13 protein-coding genes are annotated in these 18,921 nt (G+C 72.1%); 10 read left to right on the forward strand and 3 right to left on the reverse strand.

Annotation, left to right across the window (positions count from 1 at the left end; all coding sequences use genetic code 11):
* Window positions 1-34 precede the first annotated feature (34 nt).
* The 4 genes from ACGFZF_RS13525 to ACGFZF_RS13540 are packed head-to-tail and all read left to right on the forward strand — an operon-like array spanning window position 35 to window position 6,725.
* Window positions 35-2,017 (forward strand): IucA/IucC family protein, encoded by a 1,983-nt coding sequence (locus ACGFZF_RS13525; protein WP_393553853.1) that lies wholly within the window; start codon window positions 35-37, stop codon window positions 2,015-2,017.
* A gap of 42 nt (window positions 2,018-2,059) precedes the next feature.
* Window positions 2,060-2,824 carry a GNAT family N-acetyltransferase gene (locus ACGFZF_RS13530; RefSeq protein WP_393553855.1) on the forward strand — a complete coding sequence of 255 codons (765 nt, stop codon included), beginning with the start codon at window positions 2,060-2,062 and terminating at the stop codon, window positions 2,822-2,824.
* A 60-nt stretch (window positions 2,825-2,884) separates the two neighbouring features.
* Entirely contained in the window at window positions 2,885-4,702 is a 1,818-nt protein-coding gene (locus ACGFZF_RS13535) for an IucA/IucC family protein (RefSeq protein ID WP_393553857.1), read from the forward strand.
* A gap of 49 nt (window positions 4,703-4,751) precedes the next feature.
* Window positions 4,752-6,725: an ATP-dependent DNA helicase gene (locus ACGFZF_RS13540; RefSeq protein ID WP_393553859.1), complete on the forward strand. Its 1,974-nt coding sequence runs from the start codon at window positions 4,752-4,754 to the stop codon at window positions 6,723-6,725.
* Between the two features lie 85 nt (window positions 6,726-6,810).
* On the opposite strand, the gene lexA is transcribed toward ACGFZF_RS13540, so the two are convergent.
* Window positions 6,811-7,602 carry a transcriptional repressor LexA gene (lexA, locus tag ACGFZF_RS13545; RefSeq protein WP_356604249.1) on the reverse strand — a complete coding sequence of 264 codons (792 nt, stop codon included), beginning with the start codon at window positions 7,600-7,602 and terminating at the stop codon, window positions 6,811-6,813.
* A 489-nt stretch (window positions 7,603-8,091) separates the two neighbouring features.
* Between lexA and nrdR the strand changes: the two genes are divergently transcribed.
* Window positions 8,092-8,601, forward strand: a complete 510-nt coding sequence (gene nrdR, locus ACGFZF_RS13550; RefSeq protein ID WP_393553861.1) for a transcriptional regulator NrdR — start codon at window positions 8,092-8,094, stop codon at window positions 8,599-8,601.
* A gap of 176 nt (window positions 8,602-8,777) precedes the next feature.
* Window positions 8,778-11,681 (forward strand): vitamin B12-dependent ribonucleotide reductase, encoded by a 2,904-nt coding sequence (locus ACGFZF_RS13555; protein WP_393553863.1) that lies wholly within the window; start codon window positions 8,778-8,780, stop codon window positions 11,679-11,681.
* A gap of 101 nt (window positions 11,682-11,782) precedes the next feature.
* Here the strand turns inward: ACGFZF_RS13555 and ACGFZF_RS13560 are convergent, their stop codons facing one another.
* The gene (locus ACGFZF_RS13560) at window positions 11,783-12,313 is read right to left on the reverse strand and encodes a TerD family protein (protein WP_393553865.1); all 531 of its coding nucleotides are present in this window, start codon (window positions 12,311-12,313) and stop codon (window positions 11,783-11,785) included.
* Between the two features lie 301 nt (window positions 12,314-12,614).
* Between ACGFZF_RS13560 and ACGFZF_RS13565 the strand changes: the two genes are divergently transcribed.
* The 4 genes from ACGFZF_RS13565 to ACGFZF_RS13580 all read left to right on the forward strand — a co-directional run bounded on the left by ACGFZF_RS13565 (window position 12,615) and on the right by ACGFZF_RS13580 (window position 17,199).
* Window positions 12,615-13,220 carry a YdbC family protein gene (locus tag ACGFZF_RS13565; RefSeq protein WP_393553867.1) on the forward strand — a complete coding sequence of 202 codons (606 nt, stop codon included), beginning with the start codon at window positions 12,615-12,617 and terminating at the stop codon, window positions 13,218-13,220.
* Window positions 13,221-13,266: 46 nt separating this feature from the next.
* On the forward strand, window positions 13,267-13,926 hold the full coding sequence (locus tag ACGFZF_RS13570) for a histidine phosphatase family protein (protein WP_393553869.1): 660 nt from the start codon (window positions 13,267-13,269) through the stop codon (window positions 13,924-13,926).
* Window positions 13,927-13,938: 12 nt separating this feature from the next.
* Window positions 13,939-14,850, forward strand: coding sequence for an ADP-ribosylglycohydrolase family protein (locus ACGFZF_RS13575; RefSeq protein WP_393553871.1), 912 nt, complete (start codon window positions 13,939-13,941; stop codon window positions 14,848-14,850).
* A gap of 879 nt (window positions 14,851-15,729) precedes the next feature.
* The gene (locus ACGFZF_RS13580) at window positions 15,730-17,199 is read left to right on the forward strand and encodes a DUF4153 domain-containing protein (RefSeq protein WP_393553873.1); all 1,470 of its coding nucleotides are present in this window, start codon (window positions 15,730-15,732) and stop codon (window positions 17,197-17,199) included.
* Window positions 17,200-17,364: 165 nt separating this feature from the next.
* On the opposite strand, the gene ACGFZF_RS13585 is transcribed toward ACGFZF_RS13580, so the two are convergent.
* Complete coding sequence (locus ACGFZF_RS13585) at window positions 17,365-18,918, reverse strand: MFS transporter (protein ID WP_393553875.1); 1,554 nt, start codon at window positions 18,916-18,918, stop codon at window positions 17,365-17,367.
* Between the last annotated feature and the right edge of the window lie 3 nt (window positions 18,919-18,921).

The following is an 18,921-nucleotide window of genomic DNA, read 5'->3' on the forward strand; positions in this document are numbered from 1 at the left end:
CCGAACCCGGACACCATCACAAGGAAGTCCCGCCGTGAACGCGACCCCCGCACCCGAAGCGCCCGACGCCGACAGCACCCCGCACGGGCCCCTCGCCGTCGAACACGCCGTCGTCCCCCGTCAGCACTCCGGCCCGTACGACCCCCGGACCGCCGCACGACCGGCCTCCGTCCCCGCGCCCCCCGCCGCCCCGTACGGTGCGGAGGACGCGTACGTGCCCGACGCCCAGGTCCCCCTCCGGGCGACGGATCCCGACGACGCGTCCGACCGCTTCGGCGACCCGGACCCGTTCGACGACCCGGACCCCCTCGACGACCCGGACCCGCAGCGCGCGGCGGACCTCGCGACCATCGAGAACCTGCTGCGCTGCTGGGTACGGGAGAAGAACCTGCGGGCCCCCGCGTCCGGCACCCTGCGCATCCCCCTCGACGCGAGCGGCACCGCCCTCCTCGTCCCCGTCCGCCACTGGTCCCTCACCGGTTGGCACCGCTTCGGCGCCCCCGCCCTCGAAGGGCTCCCGACCACCGCCCCGGCGGCGGACGCCGTCACCGTCGCCGCCCTCCTCAGCCGCGAGACCGGCCGCCCGGAAGGCACCGAACTCGTCGGCCGGGTCGCCGACTCCGCCCGCCGGACGGCCGAGTTCATCACCGAGCGCCGCCGCCTCCCGAACCCCGGCCCCGACGCCGACCTGTTCCTCACCGCCGAACAGTCCCTGCTGCTCGGCCACCCGCTCCATCCCACCCCCAAGAGCCGCGAAGGCCTCTCCGAGGCCGAGGCCCGCCTCTACTCACCCGAGATGCACGGCTCCTTCCCCCTGCACTGGATGGCCGTCGACCGCACCGTGCTGGCCGCCGACTCCGCCTGGACGGAACAGGGCCGCCCCGTCACCGCCGAGCAGCTCTCCACCGGCCTCGCCGACGGACTCGAACTCCCCCCGGGCACCGTGCCCCTGCCGCTGCACCCCTGGCAGGCCCGCGAACTGCTCCACCGCCCGGCCGTCGCCTCCCTCCTCGACGCCGGACTCCTGCACGACCTCGGACCCCACGGCGCCCCCTGGCACCCCACGTCCTCCGTCCGGACCGTGCACCGCCCCGGCTCCCGGGCCATGCTGAAGCTGTCCCTCGGCGTCCGCATCACCAACTCCCGCCGCGAGAACCTCCGCAAGGAACTCCACCGCGGCGTCGAGGTCCACCGGCTCCTGCGCACCGGCCTCGTCGACCAGTGGCAGAGCGCCCACCCCGGCTTCGACATCGTCCGCGACCCCGCCTGGCTCGCTGTCGACACCCCGGACGGCGCTCCCGTCCCCGGACTCGACGTCATGGTCCGCCACAACCCCTTCGCCGCCGGCGACGACGCGGTGTGCATCGCCGCCCTCACCGCCCCGCGTCCCTGGCCCGGCACGGAACGGATGCGCTCCCGCCTCTTCGACCTCGTCACCCGGCTCGCCGCCCGCACCGGCCGGCCCACCACGGCCGTCGCCGCGGAGTGGTTCCTGCGCTACCTCGACCAGGTCGTCCGCCCCGTGCTCTGGCTCGACGGCGCCGCCGGCGTCGCCCTGGAGGCCCATCAGCAGAACACCCTCGTGCTGCTGTCGCCGGAGGGCTGGCCCGTCGGCGGCCGCTACCGCGACAACCAGGGCTACTACTTCCGCGAGTCCCGTCGCGAGGAGCTGGAGGGCCGGCTCCCCGGCATCGGCACCGTCAGCGACACCTTCGTGTCCGACCAGGTCACCGACGAACGCTTCGCGTACTACCTCGGCATCAACAACGTCCTCGGCCTGATCGGGGCCTTCGGCGCCCAGGGCCTCGCCGACGAGCGCGTCCTGCTCGCCGGCTTCCGCCAGTTCCTCGGCTCCGCCGCCGCCCTCGGATCCCCCCTGCCGCACCGCCTGCTGGAAGCCACGACCCTGCGTTGCAAGGCCAACCTCCTCACGCGCCTCCACGGCCTCGACGAACTGGTCGGCCCCGTCGACACCCAGTCCGTCTACGTCACCATCACCAACCCGCTGCGTCCCTGAGCGCCCCCACCCCGACCCGACAGCCGAGAGGAGAACACCGCCGTGCCTCCCGCCGATGCGAGCACCGAGGCGGAACCGAGTGCCGAGGCCGACGCGCGCACCGAGGCCGAAGCCGCCGGTACCCGCCCCCCGGCCGCCGTCGCCGACCCCACCGGTGACGACACCCTGGACCTGCGCCTCTCCGACGAACTCATCGCCCTCCTCGCCGCCGGCGACCCCACGGGACCCGCGGACTCCGATCTCCTCGACGCCGTGGCCGGCTGGGCGCCCGCGGTCACGCCCGTCGGCACCTTCCGGCTCGTGCCCGTACGGATCGAGCGGGACCTGGCGCTCGTCACCCGCTGGATGAACGACCCGGCCGTCGCCGCCTTCTGGGAGCTGTCCGGCCCGGAGGGCGTGACCGCCGCCCACCTCCGCGCCCAACTCGACGGCGACGGCCGCAGCGTCCCCTGCCTCGGCGTCCTCGACTCCACCCCGATGAGCTACTTCGAGATCTACCGGGCCGACCTCGACCCCCTCGCCCGCCACTACCCGGCCCGTCCTCACGACACCGGCATCCATCTGCTGCTCGGCGGCGTCGCCGACCGGGGCCGCGGCGTCGGTACGGCACTGCTGCGGGCCGTCGCGGACCTCGTCCTCGACCACCGGCCCCGCTGCACGCGGGTCGTCGCCGAACCCGACCTGCGCAACACCCCCTCCGTCTCCGCCTTCCTGAGTGCCGGATTCCGCTTCTCCGCGGAAGTCGCCCTCCCCGACAAGCAGGCCGCCCTCATGGTCCGCGACCGCCCGCTCCGTCACGTTCTGTGATCGCCCCTCGTCCCACCCACCCCGCCCGACCCACAGCGGTTCCCACCCCGAGGAGTCCCCGTGCCGTCGTCCCCTGCCACCCATGACTCCGCACTGCTCGCCCCGCCCGAGCTCAACCCGGCCGCCTGGACCCGGGCGTCCTCCCGCCTGCTGGCGAAGACCATCGCCGAGTTCGCCTACGAGGAGATCATCGAACCCGTGCGTGACGGGCGACCCGGCCCCGTCCACCCGGGCACGGGTCCCGGGGCCGACCGGTACACCCTGCTCCTCGACGACGGCTCCGAACTGGCCTTCACCGCCACCCGGGGCTCCTACGGCAGCTGGCGTGTCGCGGCCGACTCGATCACCCTCGACGGCCGGCCGCTCACCGACCCGCTCGTCCTCCTGGTCCGCGCCCGCCGCCTGCTCGGCCTCGACGGCCCCACCCTCGGCCACCTGATCCGCGAACTCACCACCACCCTCGTCGCCGACACGCGCCTCGACCACACCGCGCTCGGCGTCGAGGCGCTCGCCGACCTCGGGTACGCCGACCTCGAAGGCCACCAGACCGGTCACCCCTGGCTCGTCCTGAACAAGGGACGGATCGGCTTCTCCGCGACCGACGCCGCCCGCTGGGCCCCGGAAGCCCGCCGCGCCACCCGCCTCCCGTGGATCGCGGTCAGTACCGCCCTCGCCACCTACCGCGGCGTTCCCGGCCTCCACACCCCCGACCGGCTCTACGCGGGCGAGCTGGACGCGGCGACCCGCGCGACCTTCCACACCGCCCTGCGAGCCCGGGGCCTCGACCCGGACGGCTACCTCCTGCTGCCCGTCCACCCCTGGCAGTGGGACGAGATCCTGCTCCCGCTCTACGCCCCGGCCGTCGCTGCCGGCGCCATCGTCCCGCTGCCTGCCGACGCCGACCTGCGCGTGCCGCAGCAGTCCGTCCGCACCTTCCTGAACACCAGCCGGCCCGATCGGCACACCGTCAAGCTGCCGCTCTCCGTCCTCAACACCCTCGTCTGGCGCGGACTGCCCACCGAGCGGACCCTGGCCGCCCCCGCCGTCACCGCCTGGGTCCACGGGCTGCGCGACGCCGACCCCTACCTGCGTGACGAGTGCGGCGTGATCCTGCTCGGCGAGGTCGCCTCCGTGACCGTCGAGCACCCCCTCTACGACCGGCTGCCCGAGGTCCCGTACCAGTACAAGGAACTCCTCGGCGCGATCTGGCGCGAGCCGCTCCGGCTGCCCCCGGGCGAGCGCGCCAGGACCCTCGCCTCCCTGCTGCACACCGACCCCGACGGCCGTGCGTTCGTCGCGGAACTCGTCCGGCGCTCCGGCCTCGCGCCCGCCGTCTGGCTCCAGCACCTGTTCGCCGCCCTGCTGCCGCCCCTGCTGCACTTCCTCTACCGGTACGGCACCGTCTTCTCCCCGCACGGCGAGAACGCCATCGTCGTCCACGACGACCGGGACGTGCCCGTCCGTCTGGCGATCAAGGACTTCGTCGACGACGTGAACATCAGCGCCCGCCCGCTCCCCGAGCACGACACGATGCCCGACGACGTCCGCGCGGTCCTGCTGACGGAGGAGCCGGACTTCCTCACCCAGTTCATCCATTCAGGGCTCTTCGTCGGCGTCTTCCGCTACCTCGCGCCGCTGTGCGCGGAACAACTCGACGTACCGGAGCAGGATTTCTGGGCGCTGGTCCGGGCGGAGATCCTCCGCCACCAGGCCCGCTTCCCCGAGCTGAAGGAACGGTTCGAGCTGTTCGATCTGCTCACACCCCGGATCGAGCGCCTCTGCCTCAACCGCAACCGTCTGCACCTGGACGGCTACCGGGACCGGGCGGAGCGGCCGCACGCGGCCGTCCACGGGACGGTTCCCAACCCGCTGGCGTGAGCGTTCGCGTGAACCGACTGTCGGTGCCGCCCCTTAGGCTGGACGCGCTATGACGAAGCCATCCCTCCCCGAGCTCCTCCATGCCGCCGTGTCCGCCGTCGGCGGTATGGAGCGACCCGGCCAGGTCACCATGGCCGAGGCCGTGGCCGAGGCCATCGACGACACCTCGCACCTCCTCGTCCAGGCCGGCACCGGCACCGGCAAGTCACTCGGCTACCTGGTGCCGGCCCTGGCGCACGGGGAGCGGGTCGTGGTGGCCACGGCCACGCTGGCGCTCCAGCGCCAGCTGGTCGAGCGCGATCTTCCGCGGACCGTCGACGCCCTGCATCCACAGCTGCGCCGCCGTCCGGAGTTCGCCATGCTCAAGGGCCGGTCGAACTACCTGTGCCTGCACCGGCTCCACGAGGGCGTCCCGCAGGACGAGGAGGACGGTCTCTTCGACCCCTTCGAGGCCGCGGCGCCGACGAGCAAGCTGGGACAGGACCTGATCCGGCTGCGGGACTGGTCCGACGACACGGAGACCGGCGACCGGGACGACCTCACCCCGGGCGTCTCCGACCGGGCCTGGGCCCAGGTGTCGGTCTCCTCCCGCGAGTGCCTGGGCGCGACGAAGTGCGCCTACGGAGCGGAGTGCTTCGCCGAGGCTGCCCGCGAGCGGGCCAAGCTCGCCGACGTCGTCGTCACGAACCACGCCCTGCTCGCCATCGACGCGATCGAGGGCGCCCCGGTGCTGCCCCAGCACGAGGTGCTGATCGTCGACGAGGCCCACGAGCTGGTCTCCCGGGTCACCGGCGTCGCCACCGGCGAGCTCACTCCCGGCCAGGTGAACCGGGCCGTCCGCCGTGCCGCGAAGTTGGTCGACGAGAAGGTCGCGGACCAGCTGCAGACCGCGGCCGAGGGTTTCGAGCGCGTGATGGAGCTGGCCCTGCCGGGCCGGCTGGAGGAGGTCCCGGAGGATCTGGGCTATGCCCTGATGGCGCTGCGCGACGCGGCGCGCCAGGTCATCACGGCCCTGGGCTCCACCCGGGACAAGTCCGTCCAGGACGAGGACGCCGTCCGCAAGCAGGCCATGGCCTCGGTCGAGTCGATCCACGGCGTAGCGGAGCGCATCACCCAGGGCTCCGAGTACGACGTCGTCTGGTACGAGCGGCACGACCGCTTCGGCGCCTCGGTGCGGGTCGCCCCGCTCTCGGTCTCCGGCCTGCTGCGGGAGAAGCTCTTCTCCGACCGCTCGGTGGTGCTGACCTCGGCCACACTCAAGCTCGGCGGTGACTTCAACGGCGTCGGGGCCTCGCTGGGCCTCGCCCCGGAGGGCACCCAGGGGGACGACGTCCCGGTGTGGAAGGGCATCGACGTCGGTTCGCCCTTCGACTACCCCAAGCAGGGCATCCTCTACGTCGCCAAGCACCTGGCCCGGCCGGCCCGCGACGGCGACCGCGGCGACATGCTGGACGAGCTGACGGAGCTGATGCAGGCCGCGGGCGGTCGCACGCTGGGGCTGTTCTCCTCCATGCGGGCCGCGCAGCTGGCGGCCGAGGAGCTGCGCTCCCGTATCCCCGAGTTCCCGATCCTGCTCCAGGGCGAGGACACCCTGGGGGAACTGATCAAGAACTTCTCGGCCGATCCGCAGACCTGTCTGTTCGGCACGCTGTCGCTCTGGCAGGGAGTGGACGTGCCCGGCGCGAGCTGCCAGCTGGTCGTCATGGACAAGATCCCCTTCCCGCGCCCCGACGACCCGCTGATGAGCGCGCGCCAGAAGGCGGTCGAGGAGGCCGGTGGAAACGGCTTCATGGCCGTCGCGGCGACACACGCGGCCCTTCTGATGGCGCAGGGGGCCGGACGGCTCGTCCGGGCCACGGGGGACCGCGGTGTGGTCGCGGTGCTGGATCCGCGGCTGGCGACGGCGCGGTACGGCAGCTATCTGAAGGCCTCGCTGCCCGACTTCTGGTACACCACGGACCGCAACCAGGTGCGCAAGTCCCTGGCGGCCATCGACGCCGCCTCGAAGGCGGCCGGGGTGTAGGACACCCCGGCCGCTTCCGGGCATGGCAGGACCCCGGGACCGGCGCAGTGGGTCCCGGGGTCCGGTCAGTGCCGACGGGGTGGGGTCACACCCGTCGCAGTACCGCGACGACCTTGCCGAGGATGGTGGCCTCGTCGCCGGGGATCGGCTGGTACGCGGAGTTGTGGGGGAGCAGCCAGACGTGGCCGTCCTCGCGCTTGAAGCGCTTCACCGTCGCCTCGCCGTCGAGCATGGCGGCGACGATGTCGCCGTTCTCCGCGACCGGCTGCCGGCGGACGGTGACCCAGTCGCCGTCGCAGATGGCCGCCTCGATCATGGAGTCGCCGACCACCTTGAGCACGAACAGCTCGCCGTCGCCGACCAGCTGCCGGGGGAGCGGGAAGACGTCTTCGACCGACTCCTCGGCGAGGATCGGGCCACCCGCGGCGATCCGGCCGACCAGGGGCACGTAGGAGGCGGCGGGCTTCCCGGTGGTGTCCGTCGGCTGGGTGCTGGGCTGGTCGGAGCCGCGGACCTCGTACGCCCGGGGGCGGTGCGGGTCGCGGCGCAGGAAGCCCTTGCGCTCCAGGGCCATGAGCTGGTGGGCCACCGACGACGTGCTGGAGAGGCCCACCGCCTGACCGATCTCACGCATCGACGGCGGGTAGCCGCGCCGCTGGACCGAGTCCCGGATGACTTCGATGACCCGTCGCTGCCGGTCGGTCAGGCCCGAGCTGTCGGCCCGGATGCCTGGAGGTCGGCCGGGCATCGAGCGCGCGGGGCGGCCGGGCTCCCCGTCCGCGTTCATGACTGTGTCGTTCATGGCATGCACCGGCTCGGGTCGGCCCTGGGAGCGGTCCTGGGCAGTGATGGTGGCACTGTCTGCGGTGGTGGTCACGTCGGCGGCCCCTCTCGAATGGTCTCCCTGGCTGGCACAACGGTAGTGGCTTTCGAAAGGTTGCGCCAAACACACGTTCGAGTGAAAAATCGCAGATTGCCTTACCTGTGCGAGCGGGTGGGTGTATGGGTGGCCCGAAGCGCATCGGCAATTCGGTCATTACGGTACCGCTCGCGATCGGCTCGAACGGGCCCGGGGTGCCCCGCCAGTGTGGCACCGGAGGGGGCCGGATCGGCGGAGCCGCGCGCCTCCCGTACTCTCGTGGCCGGTCCCGGGCACCCCGTCCGCACCGCGCGCGCCCGACACGCGCAATGTGCCGAAAATGCGGCCCGCCCCAAGATCTAGTGGTTGGATTGCATCAGCCACCCACAAGTAGTGGTCCCCGGTCGGCCGGGGGCACTCGGATCGCCTATGCTGGTGGTCGCTTCGCAGGGCCTTGACGGACCTGGCGAGGCCAGTCAGTCGTGCCGTGAGGGAGGGTCGGAACCAATGCACTGCCCCTTCTGCAGGCACCCCGACAGCCGTGTCGTCGACAGTCGCACCACCGACGACGGGACGTCGATCCGACGCCGCCGCCAGTGCCCCGACTGCTCCCGCCGTTTCACGACGGTGGAGACCGCCTCGCTGATGGTGGTCAAGCGGTCCGGCGTGACGGAGCCCTTCAGTCGCACCAAGGTCATCTCCGGCGTGCGCAAGGCGTGCCAGGGGCGACCGGTCACCGAGGACGCCCTCGCCCAGCTCGGCCAGCGGGTCGAGGAGGCGGTGCGCGCCACCGGAAGCGCCGAGCTGACCACCCACGACGTGGGTCTGGCCATTCTCGGCCCCCTGCAGGAGCTCGACCTCGTCGCGTACCTGCGCTTCGCGTCCGTGTACAAGGCCTTCGACAGCCTCGAAGACTTCGAGGCCGCGATCGCGGAGCTCCGCGAGCGGCCTCCATCCGACCCCCGCGGGAGCGGAGTGACCCCCGAGGTCCCCGTGCCCGCCGCTGCCGCCGACTGATCGGCGGTGCCGGACCCGGGCGGGTCCGGCCCACCGGCCGCCGCGCGGCCACCGGAAGACGTGCCCCGAACGACCCGTGAGGCGTTCGTGGCAGCAGTACAGACAGCAGTACAGAAGATGGTGCCCTGGGAGTAACCGGGCGCCGAAAAGTGTTTTGCCCGTATATGGGAGGCGGCATGACAGAGACGGCGAGCGGTCCGGCACGAGGTTCCCGCGCCAAGGGAGCCAAGGCGGCTGCGGCAGGCCGGCAGGGTCTGCGTATCGAGCGCATCCACACCACCCCCGGAGTGCATCCGTACGACGAGGTGGTCTGGGAGCGTCGTGACGTCGTCATGACCAACTGGCGCGACGGCTCGGTCAACTTCGAGCAGCGTGGCGTCGAGTTCCCCGACTTCTGGTCGGTGAACGCGGTCAACATCGTCACCAGCAAGTACTTCCGCGGGGCCGTCGGCACCCCGCAGCGCGAGACCGGTCTGAAGCAGCTGATCGACCGGATCGTGAAGACGTACACGAAGGCCGGCGAGGAGCACGGCTACTTCTCCTCGCCCGCCGACGCCGAGATCTTCGAGCACGAGCTGGCGTACGCCCTCCTGCACCAGATCTTCAGCTTCAACTCCCCGGTGTGGTTCAACGTCGGCACGCCGCAGCCCCAGCAGGTCTCCGCCTGCTTCATCCTGTCCGTCGACGACTCCATGGAGTCGATCCTCGACTGGTACAAGGAAGAGGGCATGATCTTCAAGGGCGGCTCCGGCGCCGGCCTGAACCTCTCCCGGATCCGCTCCTCCAAGGAGCTCCTCTCCTCCGGCGGCAACGCCTCCGGCCCGGTCTCCTTCATGCGCGGCGCCGACGCCTCCGCGGGAACCATCAAGTCGGGCGGCGCCACCCGCCGCGCGGCCAAGATGGTCATCCTCGACGTCGACCACCCCGACATCGAGAACTTCATCGAGACCAAGGTGAAGGAAGAGGAGAAGATCCGCGCCCTGCGCGACGCGGGCTTCGACATGGACCTGGGCGGCGACGACATCACGTCCGTCCAGTACCAGAACGCCAACAACTCGGTCCGTGTGAACGACGAGTTCATGAAGGCCGTCGAGGCCGGTGGCAGGTTCGGCCTGCGTGCCCGCATGACCGGCGAGGTCATCGAGGAGGTCGAGGCCAAGTCGCTGTTCCGCAAGATGGCCGAGGCCGCCTGGGCCTGCGCCGACCCCGGCATCCAGTACGACGACACGATCAACCGCTGGCACACCTGCCCGGAGTCCGGCCGGATCAACGGCTCGAACCCGTGCAGCGAGTACATGCACCTGGACAACACGTCCTGCAACCTCGCGTCGCTGAACCTGATGAAGTTCCTCAAGGACGACGGCAAGGGCAACCAGTCGTTCGACTCCGAGCGCTTCGCCAAGGTCGTCGAGCTCGTCATCACCGCGATGGACATCTCCATCTGCTTCGCCGACTTCCCCACCCAGAAGATCGGTGAGAACACCCGCGCCTTCCGCCAGCTCGGCATCGGCTACGCCAACCTCGGCGCCCTGCTGATGGCGACCGGCCACGCGTACGACTCCGACGGCGGCCGCGCCCTCGCCGGCGCCATCAGCTCGCTGATGACCGGCACCTCGTACCGGCGCTCCGCCGAGCTCGCCGCGGTCGTCGGCGCGTACGACGGCTACGCCCGCAACGCCGAGCCGCACCAGCGCGTCATGCAGCAGCACGCCGACGCCAACACCGCGGCCGTCCGCATGGACGACCTCGACGCGCCGATCTGGGCCGCCGCCACGGAGGCCTGGCAGGACGTGATCCGTCTGGGCGCCAAGAACGGCTTCCGCAACGCCCAGGCCTCGGTCATCGCCCCGACCGGCACCATCGGTCTCGCGATGTCCTGCGACACCACCGGCCTCGAGCCCGACCTCGCCCTGGTCAAGTTCAAGAAGCTGGTCGGCGGCGGCTCGATGCAGATCGTCAACGGCACCGTCCCGCAGGCCCTGCGCCGCCTGGGTTACCAGGAGGAGCAGATCGAGGCGATCGTCGCCCACATCGCCGAGCACGGCAACGTGATCGACGCCCCGGGTCTGAAGACCGAGCACTACGAGGTCTTCGACTGCGCCATGGGCGAGCGCTCCATCTCCGCGATGGGCCACGTCCGCATGATGGCCGCGATCCAGCCGTGGATCTCCGGCGCCCTCTCCAAGACCGTGAACCTGCCGGAGACGGCCACGGTCGAGGACGTCGAGGAGGTCTACTTCGAGGCCTGGAAGATGGGCGTCAAGGCGCTCGCGATCTACCGCGACAACTGCAAGGTCGGCCAGCCCCTCTCCGCCAAGAAGAAGGAGGAGGAGAAGGTCGAGGTCACCGCGAAGTCCGAGGCGACGATCCGCGAGGCCGTCGAGAAGGTCGTCGAGTACCGCCCCGTCCGCAAGCGCCTCCCCAAGGGCCGCCCGGGGATCACCACCTCGTTCACCGTCGGTGGCGCCGAGGGCTACATGACCGCCAACTCCTACCCGGACGACGGTCTCGGCGAGGTGTTCCTGAAGATGTCGAAGCAGGGCTCCACCCTCGCGGGCATGATGGACGCCTTCTCCATCGCGGTCTCCGTCGGCCTGCAGTACGGCGTTCCGCTGGAGACGTACGTCTCGAAGTTCACCAACATGCGCTTCGAGCCGGCCGGCATGACGGACGACCCGGACGTGCGGATGGCGCAGTCGATCGTCGACTACATCTTCCGCCGCCTGGCGCTGGACTTCCTGCCCTTCGAGACCCGCTCCGCGCTCGGCATCCACTCGGCCGAGGAGCGTCAGCGTCACCTGGAGACGGGCTCGTACGAGCAGTCCGTCGAGGACGTGGACGTGGAGGGCCTCGCCCAGTCCGCCCCGCGCCAGACGGAGACCCTGAAGGCCGTCGCCGCCCCGGTGGTCAAGGCCGAGGTCCCGGCCCCGAAGCAGGCGCACACCTCGGCGGAGCTCGTCGAGATGCAGCTGGGCATCAGCGCGGACGCGCCGCTCTGCTTCTCCTGCGGCACGAAGATGCAGCGCGCCGGCTCCTGCTACATCTGCGAGGGCTGCGGCTCGACCAGCGGCTGCAGCTGACACCGGGCGGAGTGATCCGCACGGCCGGCTGAGCACTGGCTTCCGGAGGGGGACCGACCACTGGTCGGTCCCCCTCCGTCGTGCCCGCCACCACGCGCCGCTCAGGCGGGCCGCGCGCCCATCACCGCGGCGAAGGTCTGCGGGTCCGCGTCGAAACCGCGGCGGATCGAGCGGTACCCCCAGCCCTCGGCCCCCTCGCGGGTGAACTCCACGACCGTCGCCGCCGTCGCGTCGGCCACGTCCTCGAAGCCGTGCGCCACCAGTTCGGTGTACCCCTCGCGGACCCGGACGCCGGTGTGGGCGACCTCGCCGAACGTCAGGCGCCCGTCGCCCTGCTGTATCGCCACGCCCACCACCACGCGCGTGTAGTCGGGGGCGAGCCGGTCCAGTTCCAGGACCATCGCCTCGTCGTAGCCGAAGCCCTGTCCCGTACGGCTGTCCCGGCTCAGGGTGATCGTGCCGTCGGGCGAGCGGCTGCCGAAGTGGACGAGATAGGCCGGCGACCCGTGGGGGTCCTCCGCCCGGTAGACCCCCGCGACGATGTCCAGGTCGTGCGACTGCGCCCCGATCGGGCTGGGGTCCCACTTGAGCGTCACCTCGACCTTGCCGACCCCCTTGTTGAGACCGCTCACCGTGATTCCCCTCTCCGAGTACGACGTGTCCCGGTACGGCGCGCTACGCCGGACCGGTCAACTGCCCTTGGTCGCGGGCAGGTTGTTCATGGTGTCACGAGCGCTCGGCGCGGGTGGCGAAGCCGTGGACGCCGGGCGGCCGTTCGTCGCGGAACTCTCCCGGCCCCGCGGAGCCGAGCGGCGCGGCACGCTGCCCGGGGTCTCCGGGATCGAACGGGCTGCCGACGGGGCGGCCGGACCGGTCCGGGTGCACTCCGCCGTAGTCCGACGGTGGCCCTGTCCGGCGCCGTACGATGGCGCGGTGCTGGTCAAGTGGATTCGCTGCACCGTGGTGGACCGTCGGGGGTTCGAGCGGGGACAGCGGAAATGGGCGGGGCTGCTGGGTGAGCCGGGATTCCGGGGACAGGGCGGGGGATGGAGCCGCGGGCGGCCCGACGTCGCCCACGTCTTCGCCTTCTGGGAGAGCCGGGCGTTCTACGACTCCTTCATGGCGCGCTCGCACGACCGGCTCGCGTCGTCGCAGGTGGGCACCTTCAAGGACGCCCAGGTCAAGCTCTTCGACTACCGCTTCGACGTGAAGACGGGCTTCGAGCCCCGGTTCTCGGACGCGGACGTGGCCAGGGTCGCCCACTGCCGGGTGCACGAGGACCGGGTCGACCACTTCGCCCTGATGCAGGAGAAGGTGTGGAACCCGGCGATGGCCGGGTCGCCCGGGATGCTGCGCGGCGTGTTCGGCGAGGCGCCGGGGCACGAGTTCCTGGTGCTGTCGATGTGGCGGTCCGCCGCCGAGCACGGGAAGTACCGGGTGGAACGCATCGAGCGGCTCGGCCTGCGGGCCCAGACGGAGGCCGACGTCGCGGCGCTGACCGGGGCCGTCGTGCAGCTGGAGCCGTCCTGGACGGTGTGACGTGGGGCTCGCCGCGTGGCGGCGGGACAACCCTTAGGGTCGGGACATGGCACGACCGCGGCGCATCGTTCTCGTACGGCACGGAGAGTCGGAGGGCAATGCCGATGACACGGTGTACGAACGCGAGCCCGACCATGCGCTCAAGCTGACCGAGACCGGGTGGCGGCAGGCCGGCCGGACGGGGGAGCGGTTGCGCGACCTGTTCGGCGAGGAGGGGGTCAGCGTCTACGTCTCGCCCTACCGCCGCACCCACGAGACCTTCCGCGCGCTCGAGCTCGACCCGGCCCACGTGAGGGTGCGGGAGGAGCCGCGGCTGCGCGAGCAGGACTGGGGAAACTGGCAGGACAGGGACGACGTCCGGCTGCAGAAGGCCTACCGGGACGCGTACGGGCACTTCTTCTACCGCTTCGCCCAGGGCGAGTCCGGGGCCGACGTGTACGACCGCGTCGGTGCCTTCCTGGAGAGCCTGTACCGCAGCTTCGAGGCGCCCGACCATCCGCCGAACGTGCTCCTGGTGACCCACGGACTGACCATGCGGCTGTTCTGCATGCGGTGGTTCCACTGGACCGTGGCCGACTTCGAGTCGCTGTCCAACCCGGACAACGGCGAGACGAGGATGCTCCTGCTGGGCGAGGACGGCCGCTATCGGCTTGACCGGCCGTTCGAACGCTGGCGTACCCCGGAACCGTACGGCTACACCGGATAGAGTGGCAGAGCGATGACCGCTGACTCCTCTCTCGACCGGCGCTTCGAACGCGCCCTGGCCAGCCTCCGTGGACTGGCCGTGGGAGACGCCTTGGGCTCCCAGTACTTCGTCCCCGTCAACTACCCGCTGCTGAAACGACGCGAGCCGCCGGCCGGCCCCTGGCAGTGGACCGACGACACCGAGATGGCCTGCTCCGTGCTGGCCGTGCTGGCACGGCACGACCGGATCGACCAGGACGCTCTCGCTCAGTCGTTCGCCGAGCACCACGACTTCGACCGGGGCTACGGTCCCGCGGTGAACCGGATGCTCCGCCTCATCCGGGAGGGTGGCGACTGGCGCGAGCTGGCCGCGGCGCTCTTCAACGGACAGGGCTCCTGGGGCAACGGCGCCGCCATGCGCATCGCCCCGCTCGGCGCCTGGTACGCGGACGATCCGGAGCAGGCGACGCATCAGGCCGAGATCTCCGCCTACACGACGCACCAGCACCGTGAGGCCGTCGTCGGCGCCATGGCCGTGGCGGCCGCCGCCGCACTCGCCGCGGACCCGGCCGGCCCGCCCACGCCCACGGACCTGCTCGACGGAGTGATCGCCCTGGTGCCGCGCAGTGCCGTCGGTGCCGGCCTGCGCAGGGCACGGGACATGCTCGACTACGGCGACGCGGGCACGGTGGCCGCGGTCCTGGGCAGCGGCCGTCGGACGAGCGCGCACGACACGGTGCCGTTCGCCCTCTGGTCGGCCGCGCGAGGTCTCGACGACTTCGAGCGGGTGTTCTGGACGACCGCCCAGGTCGGCGGCGACGTCGACACGACCTGCGCGATCGCGGGCGGCGTCGTCGCCTCCGCGGTGACCGGCGCTCCACCCGCCGCGTGGACGGAGCAGACCGAGGAGCTGCCGGGCTGGCTGCCGACCGCGGTGCGCCCCTGACGAGCCCTGAACGGCCGGCGGACAAGCGGGGCGATCCGCCCCGTACCGCCGGCTTCCGTCGGGCGTGAGTGTCACGGTCCTGCCACAGCGCCGTCCGGCCCCGGTCAGGGGGCCGGACCGGCGTTAGAGTCGGCCACTCCGTAGCGCTGATCATGACAACAGCGCGCCGACGAGACGCCCGGACCGCAGTCTTCCGCCGACACCGGCCCTGTGGGGACCGGGCCGGGAGGGGGTCCCGTGTCCGAAACGCCGTCCGCTTCGCCGCCACCGCCATCGGAGCGCACTCCGGCCGGAGCCGCGCCGGACGCCGCCCAGGGGGAGGGCAGGGTCCCGGCGGTGGATCGGGGTTCCGCCCCGCAGCCCGCCTCGGACCGGAAGGCCGCCGCGCAGCATGCGACGGGCTCCCCGTCCGACGAGCCACCCGCCCCGAAGGTCCCGGCACAGCCCGCCCCGGACTCCGAGGCCGAGTCGCAGGCCGGTGCCGAGGCACAGTCCGACGCCGCTCCGACGGCCGGTGCCGAGCCGCGGTCCGGCGCCGCGCCGAAGGCCGACAGCGTCCCGCAGCCCGAGTCCGACCGGCGACCCCTTTCGGTGGCGAAGCAGGACGCGCGGCCGACGTCCGGAGTGGAGGCGCAGACGCCGCAGCCGGCGGCACCATCGGGTCCCGTGGGGGCGCCGCCCGGCATCCCCGGGGCGCACGCCGCAGCCGGGCCGCAGGGTTCGCCGCGGCCGCGGGCGGGGGCGCACACCGGCCGTCCCGGCGGTCCGGCACCGCACGGCCCGTGGGCCGGTGCGCCGCACCGCCCCTGGGGGGCGCCTCCGCCGCCGAGCCCGAGCTGGCTCTCGCGGCTGCGCCCCGCACCACCTGCCCGGGCGACGATGCCGACCATCTGGGCGATCCTGGCCACCGGGCTGCTCAGCTCCCTGCTGCTGGACGAGGGAATCGGCCTCAACCTGCTGATCGTGGCCGTGCCCGCGATCCTCGCCGCCTCCTTCGCCGCGCGCGCCGCGCGGCGAAGGCTCCGCCCCTGGACGCTCGTCTGGGCGGTCGGCGGTCTCGCTTTGCTCCTCGTGCCCGCCCTGCGGGACGCGGGCTGGCCGACGTTCCTCGCCATCGTCTCCGCACTCGTGCTGACCGCCTTCGCCCTGCACGGAGGCAGTGGCTGGCCGAGCATCCTGTTCGGTCCCCTCGGGCTCGCCGACTCGCTCGGGTCCGGCACCACCTGGGCCTGGCGCGGCGTGCGGGAGCGGGCCGACGGCAGCCGGGGACGGTGGCTTCCGGTCCTGCGCACCGGCGGAGTGGCGGTCCTCCTGCTCGTCGTCTTCGGCGCGCTGTTCGCCGGCGCGGACGCGGCCTTCGCCGACCTCCTGGGCTCGCTCATCCCGGACGTCTCCGTGACCCAGGTGCCCTGGCGCCTCTCGTTCTTCCTGCTCGGTCTCTTCGGCGCGATCGCCGTGGCCCGCACCGCCGCCGCGCCGCTGCGCTGGGACCGTATGGTGATCCGCCCCGGACGGGCCCGCGGGCGCGTGGAGTGGGCCCTGCCACTGATCGTCATGAACCTGCTCTTCGCGGCGTTCAACGCGGTGCAGCTCGCCGTCCTCTTCGGCGGGTACGACAAGGTGCTCAGCGAGACCGGGCTGACCTACTCCGAGTACGCCCGGCAGGGTTTCTGGCAGCTGCTCATGGCCACGCTCCTCACTCTCGCCGTCATCGGCCTCGCGCTGCGCTGGGCACCGCGAGCCGACGCCCGTGACCGCACGCTCGTCCGGGCCGTGCTGGGCACCCTGTGCGTCCTGACGCTCGTCGTGGTCGCGTCCGCGCTGCGCCGCATGGACCTGTACGTGGACGCGTACGGGCTCACCCGGCTCCGCGTCTCGGTCGCCGCGATGGAGATCTGGCTGGGCCTCGTCATCCTGCTGATCATGGCCGCGGGCGTCTTCGGGGCACGCCTTCTGCCGCGTGCCCTGGCCGCGAGCGCCGCCGTCGCCGTGCTGGCCTTCGGGCTGGTCTCGCCGGACGCGATCGTCGCCGAGCGCAACGTGGAGCGCTACGACCGCCTGGGCAAGATCGACCTCCACTACCTCGAAGGACTCTCGGCCGACGCCGTGCCCGCCCTGGACCGGCTGCCCGAGCCGCAGCGGTCCTGCGCCCTGAGGGACATCGACGCCCGTCTCCGGGAGGACGACGCGGACTGGTACGCCACGAGCTGGTCGCAGGCGCGGGCCCGTTCGATCCTCGCCGAGCGTGGGATCAGTGTGTCGCCCGGCGCCTGCGGCAGGCCGAGCCGCGACGAGGAGTTCGACCCCTACGACCCCTATGGCGAGGAAGACCCGTACGACGCTCCCTGACCCGCGAGCCGTCCCGCACAGGGCGCCGTGCCCGGTTCTCGCGCACGGTCTCCGGATCGGTGGCACCGGCGGCCTGTGCGCCGCCGGTGCCCCCAACCACCGGGCCCCGGTCTCCCTCGCCTCTGTACGAGAGGAGGGAGACCGGGGCCCTGCGTGTCCGGCGCGCTACGCCACCGGACCCGCGGCCTCCGCCTTGCCGCTCAGCGCCTCCAGATCGCTCTTGCGTACCCGGATCACCACGACGGCCGTCACCAGCGCCAGGAGCACCATGCCCACGGCCGCCTGGAAGGCCGTCGAGATCCCGGACGTCAGGACCTCGTGACCCCACGGAGCAGGCAGCTCCCTCGTCGCCGCGAACTCCGCCTTCTGCTCGGGAGTCGCGACGGCGAGGAAGGACGGAAGCTGCTCCTTCGCCTCCTCGCGGCCGGCCGTCCCGAAGACCGTCACCAGGATGGACAGGCCCAGCGAACCTCCCACCTGCTGCGTGGCGTTGAGCAGGCCGGAGGCCGCGCCCGCCTCGTGCTGCGCCACGCCCGAGACGGCCGTCAGCGTGAGGGTCACGAAGTTCAGACCCATGCCGAAGCCGAAGACCAGCATCGGGCCGAGGACACCGCCGAGGTACGAACTCTCCGGGGTGATGAAGGTCTGCCAGAAGAGGCCGGTGCCCGTCAGGCCCGCACCGATGATCATGAAGGGCTTGGGTCCGAGCACCGGCAGCAGCCGCTGCGCGAGCCCCGCGCCCACGCCGATGGCGACCGTGACCGGCAGGAACGCGAGCCCCGACGCGATCGGGCTGTAGCCGAGCACGTTCTGCACGAAGAGGACGATGAAGAAGAACATCCCGAACATCGCCGCGGCCAGGCTGAGCATGATCACGTACGTGCCCGAGCGATTGCGGTCGGCGAACATCCGCAGCGGGGTGATCGGTTCCCTCGCCCGCGACTCGACCACGGCGAAGGCCGCGAGGAGGATCGCCGCGGCGACGAACGAGCCGACGGTGAGCGCGTCGCGCCAGCCCGCCTCGGAGGCGCGGATGAACCCGTACACCAGGGCGGCCATGCCGAGCGTCGAGGTCAGTGCGCCGGCGATGTCGAAGCGGCCCGGATGGCGTTCCGACTCGTTGATGTACAGCGGGGTCAGGAACGCGATCAGCAGGCCGATCGGCACGTTGACGAACAGCACCCAGCGCCAGTCGAGCCACTCGGTGAGCATGCCGCCGGCCAGCAGCCCGATGGCCCCGCCGCCGGCCGAGACGGTGGCGAAGATGCCCAACGCCCGGTTCCTCTCCGGGCCTTCCGGGAACATCGTCGTGATCAGCGCGAGCGAGGTCGGCGACGCGATCGCGCCGCCGACGCCCTGGAGGGCGCGCGCGGCGAGGAGTTGCCAGGGTTCCTGTGCGAAGCCGCCGAGCAGGGACGCGAAGGTGAAGAGCAGGATGCCGGCCGTGAACACGCGGCGGCGGCCGAGGATGTCGCCCGCGCGGCCGCCGAGCAGCAGCAGTCCGCCGAAGGTGAGCGTGTACGCGCTGAGCACCCAGGACAGGTCGGTGGTCGAGAAGGAGAGCGCGTCCTGGATGTGCGGGAGCGCGATGTTCACGATGGTCGCGTCCAGCACGACCATCAACTGGCAGGCGGCGATGACGGCGAGGGCGATCCCCGGTCGGCCCTCGCGCCGGGCGGTACCCGGCCTGGTCTGTGTGTCCACTGGAGATGTTGTCACTGC

This window comes from Streptomyces sp. NPDC048338 (assembly GCF_043201055.1).
In the GTDB taxonomy this organism is placed as follows: domain Bacteria; phylum Actinomycetota; class Actinomycetes; order Streptomycetales; family Streptomycetaceae; genus Streptomyces.

Bases quoted from the DNA above. Each gene is read 5' to 3' on its own strand.
- nrdR (WP_393553861.1), top strand. From the start codon at position 8,092: ATGCACTGCCCCTTCTGCAGGCACCCCGACAGCCGTGTCGTCGACAGT.
- ACGFZF_RS13570 (WP_393553869.1), top strand. From the start codon at position 13,267: ATGGCACGACCGCGGCGCATCGTTCTCGTACGGCACGGAGAGTCGGAG.
- ACGFZF_RS13575 (WP_393553871.1), top strand. From the start codon at position 13,939: ATGACCGCTGACTCCTCTCTCGACCGGCGCTTCGAACGCGCCCTGGCC.
- ACGFZF_RS13555 (WP_393553863.1), top strand. From the start codon at position 8,778: ATGACAGAGACGGCGAGCGGTCCGGCACGAGGTTCCCGCGCCAAGGGA.
- ACGFZF_RS13580 (WP_393553873.1), top strand. From the start codon at position 15,730: ATGCCGACCATCTGGGCGATCCTGGCCACCGGGCTGCTCAGCTCCCTG.
- ACGFZF_RS13540 (WP_393553859.1), top strand. From the start codon at position 4,752: ATGACGAAGCCATCCCTCCCCGAGCTCCTCCATGCCGCCGTGTCCGCC.